The following is a 15656-nucleotide window of genomic DNA, read 5'->3' as shown; positions in this document are numbered from 1 at the left end:
ACCGGGCGGCAGACGGACTCCCGCAATGATTGCGCGGGTTCCGGCCGCTCAGATCATCGCGGCGACGCGTTCCAGGCCGATCAGGCGCGCCAGCGAGCGCACCTCGTTCTTCTGGTCTTCGCGCAGTTGGAACAGCAGCGGCATCGCCGCCGATTTCAGCTGCTGCACTTCCGCGGAGTCCGGATCGATCGGCACGCTGTTGCCCGCGGTGACATCGCCCTGGCGCTTGCTGTGGATCTTGCGCGCCACCGCGCGCAGCGCGGTCTCGACCGCCGGCCAGTAATACTCCTGGTCCGACGACAGCCTCAGCCGCTCCTTGATGTTGGCGATCTGCGCGTCGCTCAGCAGCGTGTAGCTCTTCTGCGGCGCCGGCTTGGCGGCAGCCTTCGGCTTCGGCGGTGCGGCGATGGCCGGTGCCGGCTGCTCGGTGATCTTCGGCGCGACGTCGGCAGGCTCGGTGATCTTCGGCAGGCCGACATCGGTCGGCTCGACGGAGGCATAGGCCTGGCGCACGGTGTCGGAGGCGCCGGGGATGTTGGCCTGGGCGCGGAGTTGCAGTTGCGACGGCGCGGCCGGCGGCTGTTCCGCGACGGCCGCTGCCGGCTCAAAGGCGGCGGCGCCAAGAGCAGCGACCGCGAGCTTGTCCTGCTTGCTCGCCCGGTTGGCGACGGGCCCGCTATCGGCAGGCGCGGCCGTAAGGCTGGCCGGCAGCGCGGGCAGGCTGTCGCGGCCCAAAATCGCGGTGATCGCAGCGCCGGCGAGGAGCAAGCAGGTCAGCGCGGCGAGGGTGATGGCCCTGGTCAAAAGCGTCTCCATTCCCGGCCAGTATCGCCGGAAGCTGAACGCCAAATGCGGCGTTAGCGTGCCGCTCCAGCGGCGACAGGCTGAAATTTGTACCGAAACGGACCCAAATCAGGCCGCGCCGGCAAGTTCATAGGCTTCCTGGATGTCAGCGACGATCTCATGGGCGGTCCACAGGCCGCCGGGCTGGACCGAACGCATCGTGACGGTCCAGTTGGTCCGGCGGGTGCGCGGGGTGCTGACGATGTCGAATTCGACCTGGCGGCACAGCGGGTGCCGCTGCAGGGCATAGAAGACGCGGGTCGTAAGCTCGTCGAGCGTCGCCGGGATCTTGGCCGAGAGCGCCTCAAGGGGCATGTCGCATTCCCAAATTGCAGGCCAGCCGCGGCGGCGGGCCCGTCCTGTGGCGCCATTGTTGGGACCGGCATGGTTAATGGCGGGTTAAGTCGACAGCGCTTGACACGCCGCCGAACCGGCTCGGAGCTTTGCGGCCGCCAACGGCAAGTGACGGCCCATCGTCAGCTCGTAGCCCGGATGCAGCGGAGCGAAATCCGGGTGCGGTCCTTCCGCGGACGGGCTGTCCCGGATTGCGCTTCGCTGCATCCGGGCTACGCGCCTCCGGCACGCCGGTACGAGCTAGCCGAGCCTCACCCGCGCGCTGGCCTGCTCGTACTCGGCGCGCGTCCGCGCCACCAGCTCATCGACCGCAGGCACGTCGGTCACCCCCGACGTCGAATGGCCGCCGCTCCAGATGTCGCGCCAGCGTTTGGGCCGGCTTTCGCGGGCGCCGATGTCGATGTCCTTGCCGATGTCGATCGCGCCGCGCGCCGGCAGATCGTCGGGATCGAGACCCGCCGCCTCGATCGAGGGCCGCAGCATGTTGGTCTGCAGGCCGGTGAAGGCGGTGGTAAGCAGGATGTCGTCGGCGCTGGCCTCGACCAGCATCTGCTTGTACCGCGCGTCGGCCAGGCTCTCGCGCGTCGCGATGAACTTGGTGCCCATGTAGGCGAGATCGCAGCCGAGCGCCTCGGCGGCGCGCAGCGCATGGCCGTCGCTGATGCCGCCGGCGAGCACGATCGGGCCGTCGAAGAAGCCGCGCACCGCGCGCACGAACACGAACGGATTGAGCCAGCCGGTCTGGCCGCCGGCGCCCGCGGTGAGCAGCACCAGCCCGTCGGCGCCGGCCGCGACCGCGCGCTCGGCATGGCGGATCGAGGCGACGTCGGCGAACACCAGCGCGCCGGCATCGTGGAGCGGCGCGAGCACCGGCGCGGGCGAGCCGACCGAGGTGATCACCAGTTCCGGCTTGTGACGCAGCAGCACGGCGAGGTCCTCGGCAAGCCGCGCGTTGGAGCGGTGCACGATCAGGTTCGGACAGATCGGCGCCGCCGGCTTGCCGCTTGCGTCGGCATACGCCTGCAGACGGCGCTCGATCTCGCCGAGCCAGGCGTCGAGCTGTTCCGTCTCGCGGCAATTCACCGTCGGAAACGAACCGATCACGCCGTTGCGGCAGGCCGCTACCACCAGTTCGACGCCGGACACCAGAAACATCGGCGCTGCGATCAACGGCAGGGTGAGCCGATCGCGGAATCGCGCGAGAGAACCTGCAACTGACAATTTGTTTCTTCCCGAAATTGTTGTGCTAGCGTTGCCGCCAACATTGGCACGACAAAAAGCCAAAGACAAAGGCGGGGAACGACGAGATGAGCGATGCTCTCCACGCATTTCCGACGGCATGCGAGCAGGTGTTGCGGGCGCTGGCGCGCTATCCATCGCGCAGCGCCTTCGCGTGGCCAGGCGGTTCGCTCACCTACCGGGGTGCGACCGACCTGATCGGAGCGATGCAGAGCGTGTTCATGCGGCTCGGCTTCGCGCCGGGCACCCGTGTCGCCTTCCTCACCGCCAACCGCGCCGACACCTGGTGCGCCGGCATCGCCGCGCAATTGTCGCGGCTTGCCATCACCTGGCTGCATCCACTCGGCTCGCTCGACGACCAGCTGTTCCAGCTCGAGGATTCCGAGGCGCAGATGCTGATCGTCGACGGCGTCAGCTTCCGCGATCGCGGCGGCGAGCTCGCGGCCAAAGCATCGGGACTGAAGACCGTGTTCACGCTCGGCCCGGCGGATTACGGCGCCGACCTGCTGCAGGCGGTCGAAGCCGCCGGCAGCGCCAGTGCGAAAAATTTCGCGCAGCATGACGACATCTCGAACCTGAACTTCACCGGCGGCACCACCGGAAAATCCAAGGGCGCGCTGCGCTACCACCACCAATATGCCGGCTTCGCCAATGCGATTCTCGCCGACTTCGAGATTCCGGAGAACCCGCGTTACCTCACGGTGGCGCCGATCAGCCATGTCGCGGGCACCAAGGTGCTGCCGACGCTGATCCGCGGCGGCACCGTGCACATGCTGAAGGGCTTCGATCCCGAGGCGGTGTTCAAGACCATCGAGCGCGAGAAGATCAACTTCACGCTGTTCGTGCCGACCATGATCTACGTGATGCTGGATCATCCGGCGCTCGACAGGACCGACCTGTCCTCGCTCGAGCTCTTGCTGTACGGCGCATCCGCGATGTCGCCGAGCCGGCTGGTCGAGGGCATCGAGCGGATCGGCTCGGTGTTCTCGCAGCTCTACGGCCAGACCGAATGCTATCCGGTCTCGGTGCTGCGCAAGGCGGACCACGATCCGAAGACGCCCGAGCTGTTCCTGTCCTGCGGCTTCCCGATCGCCGCCTGCCAGGTGAAGATTCTGGACCAGGACGACCAGGAGGTCGCGACCGGCGAGGCGGGCGAGATCTGCGTGCGCGCCAGCCATGTGATGGCCGAGTACTGGAAGCGGCCCGACGCCACGGCCGAGACGCTGAAGAGCGGCTGGCTGCACACCGGCGACATCGCACGCATGGACGAGCGCGGCTACATGTTCATCCTCGACCGCAAGAAGGACATGATCGTCTCCGGCGGCTTCAACATCTTCCCGCGCGAGGTCGAGGACGTGCTGTCGCAGCACGCCGATGTGGCGATGGTCGCCGTGGTCGGCGTGCCCGACGAGAAATGGGGCGAGGCGGTCACCGCCGTCGTGGTGGCGCGCGAGGGCGCAACGCCGGATGCCGACGAGCTGATCGGCCTGGTGAAGGCGAAGAAGGGCTCGGCCCATGCGCCGAAGCAGATCCGCTTCGTCAAGGAGCTGCCGATGACCGGCGTCGGCAAGGTCGACAAGAAGGTGCTGAAGGCCGCCTTCTGGGCCGGCCGCGACCGCTTGGTGGGCTGAGCGCGAAGCATCCCGTCATCCTGGGTGCGTAGGGTGGGCAAAGGAGCGTAGCGACGTGCCCACCATCCACGACGTGCGCGTGATGGTGGGCACGCTTCGCTTTGCCCACCCTACGAATCTTCCACGAATGGCTTAGCAACAACTGGGCCGTCGCCCCTTCGAGACGCCGCTGCGCGGCTCCTCAGGGTGACGGGGAGAGCAATGCATCGGTGGCCGGCCCAGCGCCTTGCCCCAGCAGTTGATCGAGCCGCGCGCGCAGCTGGTCCTGATGGTAGGGCTTTGCCAGCCGCGGCAGGTCGACCTGGATGCCGTCGGGCATTTCGGCGTAGCCGGTGGCGAGCAGGACGCGGAGTTGCGGCCGCAGTTCGCGCGAGGCGGCGGCGAGCTCGAGGCCGGTCATGCCGGGCATCATGTGATCGGTCATCATCAGGTCGATCTCCTGACCGCTCCTGAGGATGTCGAGCGCATGCGGCCCGGAATTGGCGCCGATCACGCGATGGCCGAGATCCTCCAGCATTTCCGTGGTCGACATCGCAATCAACGGATCGTCGTCGACCAGCAGGATCACCGCGGTGCGCCTGACGATCTGCGCCGCCGGCAAACGCCCTTCCAGCTCGGGCGCGGCGGTGGCGACCGGCAGCACCAGGGTGGCGGTGGTGCCCTTGCCGGGCGTGCTCGCCAGCTGCAGCGCGCCACCGAGCTGCACGGCTAGGCCATGCACCATCGACAGGCCGAGGCCGGTGCCCTTGCCGAGCGGCTTGGACGAGAAGAACGGCTCGATCGCCCGCTTCAGCACCTCCGGCGACATGCCGGTGCCGGTGTCGACCACGGACAGCTTCAGATAATTGCCGGCCTGCAGCGCCGGATCGTTCTTCACGCGCAGGGGCGCGAGGCGGATATCGATCGACCCGCCGTCCGGCATCGCATCACGTGCGTTGATCGCAAGGTTCAGCACCGCAAGCTCGAGCTGGTTGGTGTCGACATGGGCCGGCGGCAACTGCTCGGGGATGTCGAGCCGGAGCGCGATGCGCGGCCCGAGCGAGCGCTCGAGCAGATTGCTCATGTCGCGCAGCAGCGCGCCGAGATCGACCGGCACGGCGCGCAGATCCTGCTGGCGCGCGAACGCCAGCAGCCGCTGCGTCAGCGCTGCGCCGCGCTCGGCGCCCTGCTGCGCGCCGTCGACCAGCCGGTGCAGGCGCGGATCGTCGGGCATACGCTTGCGCAACAGATCGAGGTTGCCCATCACCGCGATCAGGAGATTGTTGAAATCGTGCGCGACGCCGCCGGTGAGCTGGCCGATCGCCTCCATCTTCTGGGCGTGGCGGAGCTGCTCCTGCGCGCGTTCACGCGCGGCCACCTCCTTCATGAGGTCGGCGGTGCGCTGCTCGACCCGCTGCTCCAGCGTCGCGGTGAGCTCGGCCAGCGCAGTGCGCTCGGCGGCGAGCTGCGCCACCAGCGCCTCGCGCTCGATCTCCGCGGTCTTGCGCGCGGTGATGTCGGAGCAGACCCCGACCAGCGACGTGATGCTGCCGTCCTGCGCGCGGACCGCGCGGGCGCGGACGTCGACCCAATGCTGGCTGCCGTCGGGCCAGGTGTTGCGGTATTCGATCTTGTAGTCCTTGCCGGTACGTAGCGTGTGCTCGACGGCCTCGCTGCGGCGGGTGCGGTCGTCGGGGTGCACGGCGTCGACCAGCTCCTGATAGGTCAAGGGATCGCCGGGCGTGCGGCCGAAGAAGCGCTTGCAGGTCGGCGACGCCTCGAGCTCGAAATCCGGCAGATGGATCTCGAGCGCGCCGAGATGGCCGGCGTTGAGCGCGGTCTGCAACAGGCCCTCGCTCTCGGTGAGATCCTCGAGGATCGAGCGGGTCTCATACTGCCGGCGGCGGCCGCGCACCGCCGCGGCCACCAGGCTCGCCAGCGTCATCGGATGAAACGGACGCTCGATGTAGGTGACGTTGCCGAGCGCGCGGCCGAGCCGGGCTGCCTCGGGATTGCGTTCAGGCCCGCCGCCCTCGCTCATCAGCACGATCGGGAAATCCGACCATGAAGGCTGCTCGTTCAGCCAGCGCGTGAGGCCGGAGAGGTCGGCGTGCCGGACCGCCTCGTCGGCGATGATGGCAAGGCCGGCCCCGCTTGCGAGCTGGAGCTCGAGCTCGGCGAGGTCGCCGCAGATGTTGGCGTAGTAGCCGGCTTCCTTGATCAGGTGGGCGGTCTTCACAGCGTCCCGCTCGCTCGCGGCGAGGATGACGGCACGCTCTGAGGACGGGCCGGGCCTCACCGCGGCCGTCCTGCGGACCGCGCGGCTCCAGCACCGATCGACGCCAAGTCACAAAGCCGCCGGATCGCCAAGGGACCGGCGGCAAGATCGACACGCGGCATGACTCCCCCTTACGCCGGGCAGAACTCACGGGGGCAGCCAACCGTTCCCGGCAGGCCGGATTATTTTTGTCGAAAAGACGGCGGCAACGGGGCCACCGGAGCGTCGGCGGGCTAGCGCTGCTCGATCACCAGGCTCTGGACGGCGCGGCCGAAATAGCCGTGCTGGTCGGCCAGCCGCGACATCGCAAGCCCGGCGCCATCGGGCCCGATCCAGGTCTCGCCGTCGAGCAGCACCCAGTCGCCGACCGGCTCGCGGGCCATGCTGACGGTGAGATCGGCGTTGATGAAGGTCCAGTTGCGGAAATCCAGCGCCGGCGAGGTGCCGTTGGAGAAATCCGAGGCGACCACCGCGCGCATCGCCTGCGAGACGGCGGCGCCCGCGATCAGCGGGCGGTCGACGCGGAACCAGATCGCGCCCGGCCCGGTCTGGCCGAAGCGGCCGCGCGCGGCGCGCATCGAGATGCATTTCACGAACGGACTGCCCGCAAGGTTGCCCGGCTCGGCCATGCTCTGGTCGGGCCCCGGCAGCTCGACCGGCAGCGCCGCGATGTCGGGCGGCAGCTCGGCCGCCTGCTGCTTGATCTTCAGCACGCTGGCGGAAACCACGACAACGCCGTCGGCGAGCAGCCTGACGCCGCAGAGCTGAATCTTGCGGCCTTCGCGCAGCACTTCACGCTCGACCGTCAGCGGCGCGACCGGCACGGGCCGCATCAGATCGATCGTGATGCGCGCGATCCGCATCGGCACCGGTGTCGGCACGCCTTCGGCAGCCCAGACCACCAGTGCCGCCGGCGCGGAGCCGTGCTGCATCCGCGGGTCCCAAGGACCCGCGGCATCTGCGCTGGTGACGACGCGATTGCCGTCTACGCGGAAGATCGGCTCCATCAAGCAAGCGCCGGATCGACCGCCTCGTCGTATTCCTTCTTGAAGCGCGCGATCAGTTCGCCTGCAGGCACCACCTTGGCGATGCTGCCGACACCCTGCCCCGAACCCCAGATCTCCTTCCAGGCCTTCGGCTTGGCGCGCTCGCCGGAGGAATCGGTGCCGAAGCTCATCTTCGACGGATCGGAGGTCGGCAGGTTTTCCGGATCCATGCCGGCGGCGACGATCGACGGCTTCAGATAGTTGCCGTGCACGCCGGTGAACAGGTTGGAATAGACGATGTCCTCGGCAGACGAATTGGTGATCATGCTCTTGTAGCCCTCGACCGCGTTCGCCTCCTGGGTGGCGATGAAAGCCGAGCCGATATAGGCGAAGTCGGCGCCGATGATGCGCGCGGCGCGGATCGCGCGGCCGTTGGCGATAGTGCCCGACAGCGCGATCGGGCCGTCGAACCACTGCCGCGTCTCCGACACGAACGGGAACGGCGACAGCGTGCCGGCATGACCGCCGGCGCCGGCCGCGACCAGGATCAGGCCGTCGGCGCCCTTCTCGATCGCCTTGTGCGCGAACTTCTGGTTGATCACGTCGTGGAAGACGATGCCGCCCCAGCCGTGGACGGCCTGGTTGAGCTCCTCGCGCGCGCCGAGCGAGGAGATGATCATCGGCACCTTGTGCTTCTCGCAAAGCGCCATGTCGTGATCGAGCCGGTTGTTGGACTTGTGCACGATCTGGTTCACCGCGAACGGCGCCGACGGCCGCTCCGGATGCGCCTTGTCGTAAGCCGCAAGCTCTTCCTTGATCCGGTACAGCCACTCGTCGAGCAGTTCCGGCGGCCGCGCATTCAGCGCCGGGAACGAGCCGACCACGCCGGCCTTGCACTGCGCGATGACGAGATCGGGCACGGAGATGATGAACAGCGGTGCCCCGATCACGGGAAGAGACAGGCGGCCCTTGAACAGAGCAGGCATGGACATAGCGAGCGGATCCTCTGGCTAGCGGTTGATCTCGATGTGTTGGCTATCATACCAACAGGGCAATCTTTCCACTGTCAAGTATTGCGTTTGGGCGCTGCGAAATGGATGATAAAACCTCATCCGGACAGCAGATTTTTCTCAGGTGTCTGGCATCCCAGACATCAATCTGCCCAGGCTATTGGCAGAGCGCCCGCGTCACGAAATTCTCGGCCTTGCAATCGTTCGGGCCACGCTTGTGGCCGGGCAGATAGACCAGCGGCGAGCATTTCTCGGTGGTGGAGATATCGAGGCTGCGGCCTTCCTTGAAGCCCTTGCTCTGGCACAGCAGGTCGGCGCCGAGCTTGCAGTCCGGCGCGCCGTTCGACGCCACGACGCAGGCCGTGCGCCCCGACACCATCGAGGACGGACGCGCGATGTTCGGCAGGACGTTCACGGTCTCGCCGGGGCTCGCTTGCGAGGGCGTGCCCGACTGCTTGAACAGCTTTCCGATTTCGTTGATCAGCCCCGGGTTCTCGCGTTCGGCCGGGGCCGCCGCCGGCGCGATCTGCTGCGGCGGAGGCTCGGCCGGCAGCGGTTGTTGCGCGCCCGGCTGCACGCCCAGCACTGGTGCTGCCTGCGCCCAGCCGCGGTCGAGAGTTGCCAGAGTGATCGACAGGGCCAGCCCCGCCATCACAACGCGCGCCCTGCCGGAGTTCAGCCTGTCGATTCGATCAGCCATTGCGGCGAGCGTAACGCGAAGCCAGCCCCCCGCAAAGCAAGCAGACGCTAGATCAGCTTGAACGCGGCGACGAAGCCGAGCACCAGCACGATGGCGCCGATCGCGACCCAGAGGCCGAGCCGCTTCTCGAGCTCCTTGCGGATCGTGTCGCCATAGCGGTTGAGCAGCACCGCGACGAAGAAGAAGCGGCCGCCGCGCGCGACGATCGAGCACAGGACGAACAGCCAGATGTTGTAGCCGGCGAAGCCCGAGGTGATGGTCACGAGCTTGTAAGGGATCGGCGTCAGGCCCTTCAGCAGGATGATCACCGCGCCCCACTCGTTGTAGGAGGCACGGAACGCATCGACCTTGTCTGACAGCCCGTAGAGATGGATCAGCCACTGCCCGAGCGAGTCGTAGAGCAGCGCGCCGATCGCGTAGCCGACCACGCCGCCGGCGACGGATGCGATGGTGCAGACGGTGGCGAACCACCACGCCCGCTGCGGCCGCGCCAGCGACATCGGCAGCAGCATGATGTCGGGAGGGATCGGGAAGAACGAGCTCTCAGCGAAAGCGACCGCTGCGAGAATCCAGAGCGCGTAGGGCTTGTCGGCGGCGCCGATGCACCAGTCGTAAATCCGTTTCAGCATGGCCGCGATGAACCATCATGGAGCGGATTTGTCCATGCCGGGAATGAACTGATTTTCGGCGATTTAGGACTGCCGTTTGCGCAGGGAGCTTTCCAACGCGACAATTCGACGCCGAACCACGGGAACGGGCGCGGTTTTGGGCAACTTGACCCGCGTCTTCGGCAGCTTCTCCGCGATCCCGAGCAGACGCTCGCGCCGTTCCATCTCGCGCCAGACGTCCTCCGGCTTGACGCCGGCCTGCGCCCAGATCACGGCCAGGTTGTAGAGCAGGTCGGCGCTTTCGCGCACGACGGCATCCGGCTTGCGGCCGAGTGCGTCGATCACGACCTCGATCGCTTCCTCGGCGAGCTTCTTGGCCATCTTCGCCGGGCCACGCTGAAACAGCCGTGCCGTGCGTGACGTGGCCGGATCAAGATCCTTGGCCGCGATCACCGCCCGATAAAGCCGCTCGATCGAATCACTCATACTGACGAGCCTAATCGAAACCTGTCGCCAGCGTGTTAACGCCGCGCACCACAACGAGAAAACCCGCCGGCCTCGGCCGGCGGGTTTGTGACAGCTGCGAGAAGCTTCGATGTCAGTACGGCGTATAGGGCAGCTGCGACCTGCGGTAACCGCCGTAGCCACCGTATCCGCCATAGTACGGTCCACCGCCATAATAGGCCGGGCCGCCGTAATAGACCGGTCCGCCGCCGTAATAGCCCGGGGCGTAACCATAAGAGTCTTCGTAGTAGTCGCGGCGGCTCTGGGCCGCGGCGATCGCGAGACCCGTGCCGACAATACCGGCGAACGCGGCCGCGGCGGCTGCACCGCCACCACCATAATAACGGCGGCGCGCGCTGATGTCGGTCGCACCGCTGGTGCCGTGCGACGTGGTGACCGCGGCGGGCTTGCCCGCCTGAGCGGAGCCTGCGAACGCCATCGTCGGCTCAACGGCCGTCAACGCCACGGCGGCAACCGTTGCCAGCGTGGCTGCGCGGCCAATGGACGAAAAAACACCTTTTCGCGCAAACATTGCAGTCTTCCTTTGTGGGAGCTGGCCCGACGGGCCACCATGTAGCTAACCACTTTGCCTACATTGGGTTCCGCAACCCGAATGCAAGCTGAACAACCCCGGGCGAAATCGTGGCAGTCATCGGCCATTCAGCTTGCATGAGGCAGAATGTCCGCAATTGACGCTTGCCATGACGTGCTCGATGTCATGAAACAGGCGCAGCCGGCGCGGCACTTTGTCTCGCCACCCGGATGTCGTGATGCAGACGTGATGCAGATAAGTCGGCCCACCTTCCTTCGCTTGATGCTGGCCGTCGTGCTCGGCCTTGGCGGCGGCGCGTGGCCCGGCGCGGCGCCGCTGCGCGCCGAGAGCGATCCGCCGCCGCAGCCGGTCACCATCCAGTTCACGCTCGATCGTCCGCTCGATGCCGCCGCCGCCCCGTTCGTGATGGCGACGATCGGCGGCCTGTTCAGCGCCGAAGGGCTCGCGGTCGGCACCAATGTCGCCACCAGCTCGGCGGATGCGATCGCGCGCGTCGCCGACGGCGCCAGCGACTTCGCCCTGGTCGACATCAACGCGCTGATCCGGTTTCGCGACAAACAGGGCGCCTCGCCGGTGAAGGCGGTGTTCGTGCTGTTCAACCAGGCGCCCTACGCGATCATCGCGCGCAAGAGCCGCGGCATCAAGGCGCTGTCGGACATGCCGGGCAAGAGCCTCGGTGTCGCCGAGGGCGACCTGTCGATCCGGCTGTGGCCGGCGGTCGCCAGGCAGAACGGCATCAAGCTCTCGAGCGTGAAGCTGAGCACGATCAGCGCCGCGGTGCGCGAGCCGATGCTCTCCGCCGGGCAGGTCGATGCCGTCACCGGCTTCTCCTATCTGTCGGCGATCAATCTGCGCGATCGCGGCGTGCCCGCCGACGATCTTGCGGTGCTGCGCTTCGCCGATTATGGCTGCGAGGCCTACGGCTTTGCCGTGATCGTCAGCCCGCACCTCGCCGCGGCGAAGCCCGAGGCGGTGAAGGGATTCATCCGCGCGGTGATCGGCGGCACCAATCTTTCAATCAAGGACCCGGCCCGCGCCGCGACCGAGGTCGCGAGCCGGATGGACGGCGGCTCGCGCGACCTCGAGCTCGAGCGGCTGCAGGCCATCATCCGCGACAACATCCTCACCGCGGAGGTGAAGCGCGACGGCATCGGCGGCATCGAGCCGGCGCGCTTCGAGCGCTCGATCGAGCAGCTCGGCGAGGACTTCAAATTCCAGAAGCCGCCGCATCTGTCCGAGATCTTCGACGAACAGTTCCTGCCGCCGATCGACGGCCGACTGGTGAATTGAGGCCATAGGAGTCGCCGTCGTCCTGGCGAAAGCCAGGACCGATTACCCCAGCCGTTGATTGTTGCGCGACGCTAGGGCCGCGATCCCACCACCAATCAAATTCGGTGGCTATGGGTCCTGGCTTTCGCCAGGACGACGGCGTGGGGAGGCCGCTGGCCCTTCACCGCAAACCCTGATTAGATCGTGTCCCGCCTGATCAGGCGCCGATCGCTTGAGAGTCCCGCCGGCATGTCCATGATCCGCCTCTACACCCGTGTCCTGGAATTGCTCGGCAAGGAGGCGCGGCTCGGCTGGATCCTCGCCGCCGCCAACCTGCTGCTCGCCGGCGCACAGTTCGCCGAGCCCGTGCTGTTCGGCAAGATCGTCGACGTGCTGTCGGGCCGGCCAGCCACCGGAATGTTCGCCACCGATTCAGCCTGGCCGCTGCTTGCCGCCTGGGTGGCGTTCGGCCTGTTCACGATCGGCTGCAGCGCGTTCGTGGCGTTGCAGGCCGACCGCCTGGCGCACCGCCAGCGCCAGGCGGTGCTGACCGGCTATTTCGAGCACATCATGCAGCTGCCGTTGACCTTCCATTCCGGCACCCATTCGGGACGGCTGATGAAGGTGATGCTGAACGGCACCGATGCGCTGTGGCGGCTCTGGCTCGGCTTCTTCCGCGAACATTTCGCCGCGATCATGTCGCTGGTCGTGCTGCTGCCGCTCTCGCTCTACATCAACTGGCGGCTGGCGGTGCTGCTGTTCATCCTCTGCGTCGTGTTCACCGTGCTGACCACGCTGGTGGTGCGCAAGACCTACGGCATGCAGAGCGAGGTTGAGGCCTTCTACAGCGACCTCTCCGCGCGCGCCTCCGACGCGCTCGGCAACGTCGCGCTGGTGCAGAGCTTCGTGCGGATCGATTCCGAGGTGCAGGGCCTGCGCTTCGTCGCCGACAAGCTGCTCGCCGTGCAGATGCCGGTGCTGTCGTGGTGGGCGCTGGTCACCGTGATCACCCGCGCTTCGACCACGATCACGGTGCTGGCGATCTTCACCGTCGGCATCGCGCTGCATAATCAGAATCTCACCACGGTCGGCGAGATCGTGATGTTCGTCTCGTTCGCGACCATGCTGATCCAGAAGCTCGAGCAGGTCGTGAGCTTCATCAACAACGTGTTCATGGAAGCGCCGCGCCTGCAGGAATTCTTCGACGTGCTCGACGCGGTGCCGGCGGTGCGCGACCGCCGCGACGCGGTCGATCCCGGACGGCTGTCCGGCCTGATCGAGTTCAAGGACGTCTCGTTCTCCTATGACGGCAAGCGGCCGGCGATCGAGGACCTGTCCTTCACCGCGCTGCCCGGCCAGACCATCGCGCTGGTCGGCTCGACCGGCGCCGGCAAGTCCACCGCGATCGCGCTGCTGCATCGCGCCTTCGATCCGCAATCCGGCATCATCGAGATCGACGGCATGGACATCCGCGCGCTGAAGCTGACCGCGCTGCGGCGGAACATCGGCGTCGTGTTCCAGGAGGCGCTGCTGTTCAACCGCTCGATCGCCGAGAATTTGCGCGTCGGCAAGCCCGACGCCACCGACGAGGAACTGCGGACCGCAGCCAGCCGCGCGCAGGCGCTGGATTTCATCGAGCGCAGCGAGAAGAAGTTCGACACCCATGCCGGCGAGCGCGGCCGCATGCTGTCGGGCGGCGAACGTCAGCGGCTGTCGATCGCGCGCGCGCTGCTGAAGGATCCGCCGATCCTGATCCTCGACGAGGCGACCAGCGCGCTCGATGCCGTCACCGAGGCAAAGGTTAACGCTGCTCTCGATGAAGTGATGAAGGGCCGCACCACCTTCGTGATCGCGCACCGCCTCTCCACCATCCGCCACGCCACCCGCATCCTGCTGTTCGACCAGGGACGCGTGATCGAAAGCGGAACTTTCGATGAACTGGTGGCGAAAGGCGGGCGTTTTGCCGAACTCGCGCGCGCCCAGTTCATGGTGCAGGACCAGGCACGGGCCAGTATCGAGGCACCATGATTCCAGCTTTCCAATTGAGGCGGCTGCCGAAATTCAGCCTGTTTCGTCCACGATTAAGTTGGGCGGCCTCTGTTCTCGACTGGCAAGCCGGTATAGGGTTTGCATTGCCGCAAAGCGGCCCCGGACACGCTTGAAACCCGACGTCACATTCGCGAAGACCTCCTTCCTTCTTCGAGGCGGGTCTCAAAGGACCGGAACCGGACTCGTGCACTTTCTTCGCCCGTTGCTGCGCCCATCGTTGAAATGGATTCTTGCCGTCGCGATGCTCGCCATCGCGCTGCCGCGCATGGCCGCGGCCGAGGCGCTGCTGCTGATCGAAGCCGACAGCGGCAAGGTGCTGCAGGCCGACAATGCGACGATGCCGTGGTATCCGGCCTCGCTCAGCAAGCTGATGACGGCCTATGTGACGCTGACGGCGGTGAAGCAGGGCCGCGTGTCGCTCGACACGCTGATCACGGTGTCGCCGACCGCGGCCGCGCAATCGCCCTCGAAGATGGGCTTCCGGCCGGGCACGCAGGTCACCGTCGACAATGCGCTGAAGATGATGCTGGTGAAGTCGGCCAACGACATGGCCGTGGTGCTCGCCGAAGGCATCGGCGGCTCGGTCGACGGCTTCGCCGGGATGATGAACCAGACCGCGCAGAAGCTCGGCATGACCCAAACGAGCTACGTCAATCCGAACGGCCTGCCCGCCGACGGCCAGATCACCTCGGCGCGCGACATGGCGATCCTCGCCCGCGCCATCATTCGCGACCTGCCCGAATACGAATATTTCGTCCACATTCCCTCGATCCGCTTCGGCCGCCGTGTCACCGCGAATTTCAACAAGCTGATCGGACGCTATCCCGGCGCCGACGGTTTCAAGACCGGCTTCATCTGCGCCTCCGGCTACAATCTCGTGGCCTCGGCGACGCGCGACGGAAGGCGGCTGATCGCCGTGGTGCTCGGCGCCTCCTCCGGCCGCATGCGCGCGATCCGCGCCGCACAGCTGCTGGATCGCGGCTTCAACGGCTCAGGGATGACCTGGCTGCGCCCCTCGCTCGGCAGCGTCGACAACCTCGTCCCCGTCGACACCACCCCGCCGAACCTGCGTGAGGAGATGTGCGGCGGCAAGCACAAGCGGCCGGCCAGCGACGAGGACCAGGAGGACACGGTGGCCAGCTCGGGCAACGGCGGCGAGGGCGGCATGGCCTTCTTCGCGACCGGTCTGCAGGCGGCGATGCCGAAGCCCTCGGAACTGCTGGCGCTGCCGGCGGCGGCATCGGAGCCGGTGATCGTCTATACCGGTCCGACCAAGTCCGGCGCGGCGCTGATCGCGGCCACCGAGGCCGACAGCGAGAAGCTGCAGCCGGTCAAGCGCGGCAAGCGCACCCGCGTCGTCGTCAGGGTCAACAAGCCCGACGCAGCCGAGACCAAGAGCGATAGCAAGACTGCCAAGGGTGACGCCAAGCCGGCGCGCCACGCCAATGCCAAGCCGGATGCCGCAGTTGCGAAGCCGGTCGCGAGCAAGCCGGCCGCCAAGCCCGCGGCTGCGGCAAAGCCTGCGGTCGACAAGCCGGCGGCCACGACAAAACCCGCCGCGAAACCCAAGGCTGCCGCCAAACCGAAGGCCGACGCCAAGCCGGCCAGCTAGCGGACCACCCGGCCCGCCGTCACCCATTGCGTCGTTAGCGC

General features: G+C 67.1%; 14 protein-coding genes. 4 read left to right on the top strand and 10 right to left on the bottom strand.

The window, feature by feature from the left end:
• Positions 1 to 48 precede the first annotated feature (48 nt).
• The 3 genes from JQ633_RS07495 to JQ633_RS07485 form a co-directional block, all read right to left on the bottom strand.
• Positions 49 to 804: a hypothetical protein gene (locus JQ633_RS07495; RefSeq protein ID WP_211984013.1), complete on the bottom strand. Its 756-nt coding sequence runs from the start codon at positions 802 to 804 to the stop codon at positions 49 to 51.
• Positions 805 to 912: 108 nt separating this feature from the next.
• A complete protein-coding gene (locus tag JQ633_RS07490) occupies positions 913 to 1158 on the bottom strand; it encodes a hypothetical protein (RefSeq protein ID WP_211984012.1) in 246 nt (81 codons plus the stop codon).
• Between the two features lie 279 nt (positions 1159 to 1437).
• The gene (locus JQ633_RS07485; protein ID WP_249158908.1) at positions 1438 to 2352 is read right to left on the bottom strand and encodes an NAD(P)H-dependent flavin oxidoreductase; all 915 of its coding nucleotides are present in this window, start codon (positions 2350 to 2352) and stop codon (positions 1438 to 1440) included.
• 152 nt (positions 2353 to 2504) lie between these two features.
• Between JQ633_RS07485 and JQ633_RS07480 the strand changes: the two genes are divergently transcribed.
• Complete coding sequence (locus JQ633_RS07480; RefSeq protein ID WP_211984011.1) at positions 2505 to 4067, top strand: AMP-binding protein; 1563 nt, start codon at positions 2505 to 2507, stop codon at positions 4065 to 4067.
• A 181-nt stretch (positions 4068 to 4248) separates the two neighbouring features.
• Here the strand turns inward: JQ633_RS07480 and JQ633_RS07475 are convergent, their stop codons facing one another.
• The 7 genes from JQ633_RS07475 to JQ633_RS07445 all read right to left on the bottom strand — a co-directional run bounded on the left by JQ633_RS07475 (position 4249) and on the right by JQ633_RS07445 (position 10664).
• Positions 4249 to 6285 carry an ATP-binding protein gene (locus JQ633_RS07475; RefSeq protein ID WP_349631529.1) on the bottom strand — a complete coding sequence of 679 codons (2037 nt, stop codon included), beginning with the start codon at positions 6283 to 6285 and terminating at the stop codon, positions 4249 to 4251.
• 272 nt (positions 6286 to 6557) lie between these two features.
• Complete coding sequence (locus JQ633_RS07470) at positions 6558 to 7331, bottom strand: thioesterase family protein (RefSeq protein WP_211984009.1); 774 nt, start codon at positions 7329 to 7331, stop codon at positions 6558 to 6560.
• Positions 7331 to 8302 carry an NAD(P)H-dependent flavin oxidoreductase gene (locus tag JQ633_RS07465; protein ID WP_211984008.1) on the bottom strand — a complete coding sequence of 324 codons (972 nt, stop codon included), beginning with the start codon at positions 8300 to 8302 and terminating at the stop codon, positions 7331 to 7333. Before JQ633_RS07465 ends, JQ633_RS07470 begins: the two co-directional genes overlap by 1 nt.
• 175 nt (positions 8303 to 8477) lie before the next feature.
• On the bottom strand, positions 8478 to 9020 hold the full coding sequence (locus tag JQ633_RS07460) for a hypothetical protein (RefSeq protein ID WP_249158906.1): 543 nt from the start codon (positions 9018 to 9020) through the stop codon (positions 8478 to 8480).
• 47 nt (positions 9021 to 9067) lie between these two features.
• Positions 9068 to 9649 carry a YqaA family protein gene (locus JQ633_RS07455; RefSeq protein ID WP_211984007.1) on the bottom strand — a complete coding sequence of 194 codons (582 nt, stop codon included), beginning with the start codon at positions 9647 to 9649 and terminating at the stop codon, positions 9068 to 9070.
• Between the two features lie 63 nt (positions 9650 to 9712).
• Positions 9713 to 10114 carry a phosphoribosyl-ATP diphosphatase gene (gene hisE, locus JQ633_RS07450; RefSeq protein WP_211984006.1) on the bottom strand — a complete coding sequence of 134 codons (402 nt, stop codon included), beginning with the start codon at positions 10112 to 10114 and terminating at the stop codon, positions 9713 to 9715.
• A 112-nt stretch (positions 10115 to 10226) separates the two neighbouring features.
• The gene (locus JQ633_RS07445; RefSeq protein WP_211984005.1) at positions 10227 to 10664 is read right to left on the bottom strand and encodes a hypothetical protein; all 438 of its coding nucleotides are present in this window, start codon (positions 10662 to 10664) and stop codon (positions 10227 to 10229) included.
• A gap of 249 nt (positions 10665 to 10913) precedes the next feature.
• Here JQ633_RS07445 and JQ633_RS07440 point away from each other — a divergent pair, with 249 nt between their 5' ends.
• The 3 genes from JQ633_RS07440 (at position 10914) to JQ633_RS07430 (ending at position 15615) form a co-directional block, all read left to right on the top strand.
• Entirely contained in the window at positions 10914 to 11975 is a 1062-nt protein-coding gene (locus JQ633_RS07440) for an ABC transporter substrate-binding protein (protein WP_211984193.1), read from the top strand.
• Positions 11976 to 12203: 228 nt separating this feature from the next.
• Positions 12204 to 13982 (top strand): glucan ABC transporter ATP-binding protein/ permease, encoded by a 1779-nt coding sequence (locus JQ633_RS07435; protein ID WP_211984004.1) that lies wholly within the window; start codon positions 12204 to 12206, stop codon positions 13980 to 13982.
• A gap of 205 nt (positions 13983 to 14187) precedes the next feature.
• Positions 14188 to 15615 carry a D-alanyl-D-alanine carboxypeptidase family protein gene (locus tag JQ633_RS07430; protein ID WP_211984003.1) on the top strand — a complete coding sequence of 476 codons (1428 nt, stop codon included), beginning with the start codon at positions 14188 to 14190 and terminating at the stop codon, positions 15613 to 15615.
• Positions 15616 to 15656: the final 41 nt, after the last annotated feature.

The sequence above is a fragment of the Bradyrhizobium tropiciagri genome, from assembly GCF_018130505.1.
GTDB classification, from domain to species: domain Bacteria; phylum Pseudomonadota; class Alphaproteobacteria; order Rhizobiales; family Xanthobacteraceae; genus Bradyrhizobium; species Bradyrhizobium tropiciagri_B.
This window is presented reverse-complemented; position numbering and strand designations above follow the sequence as displayed.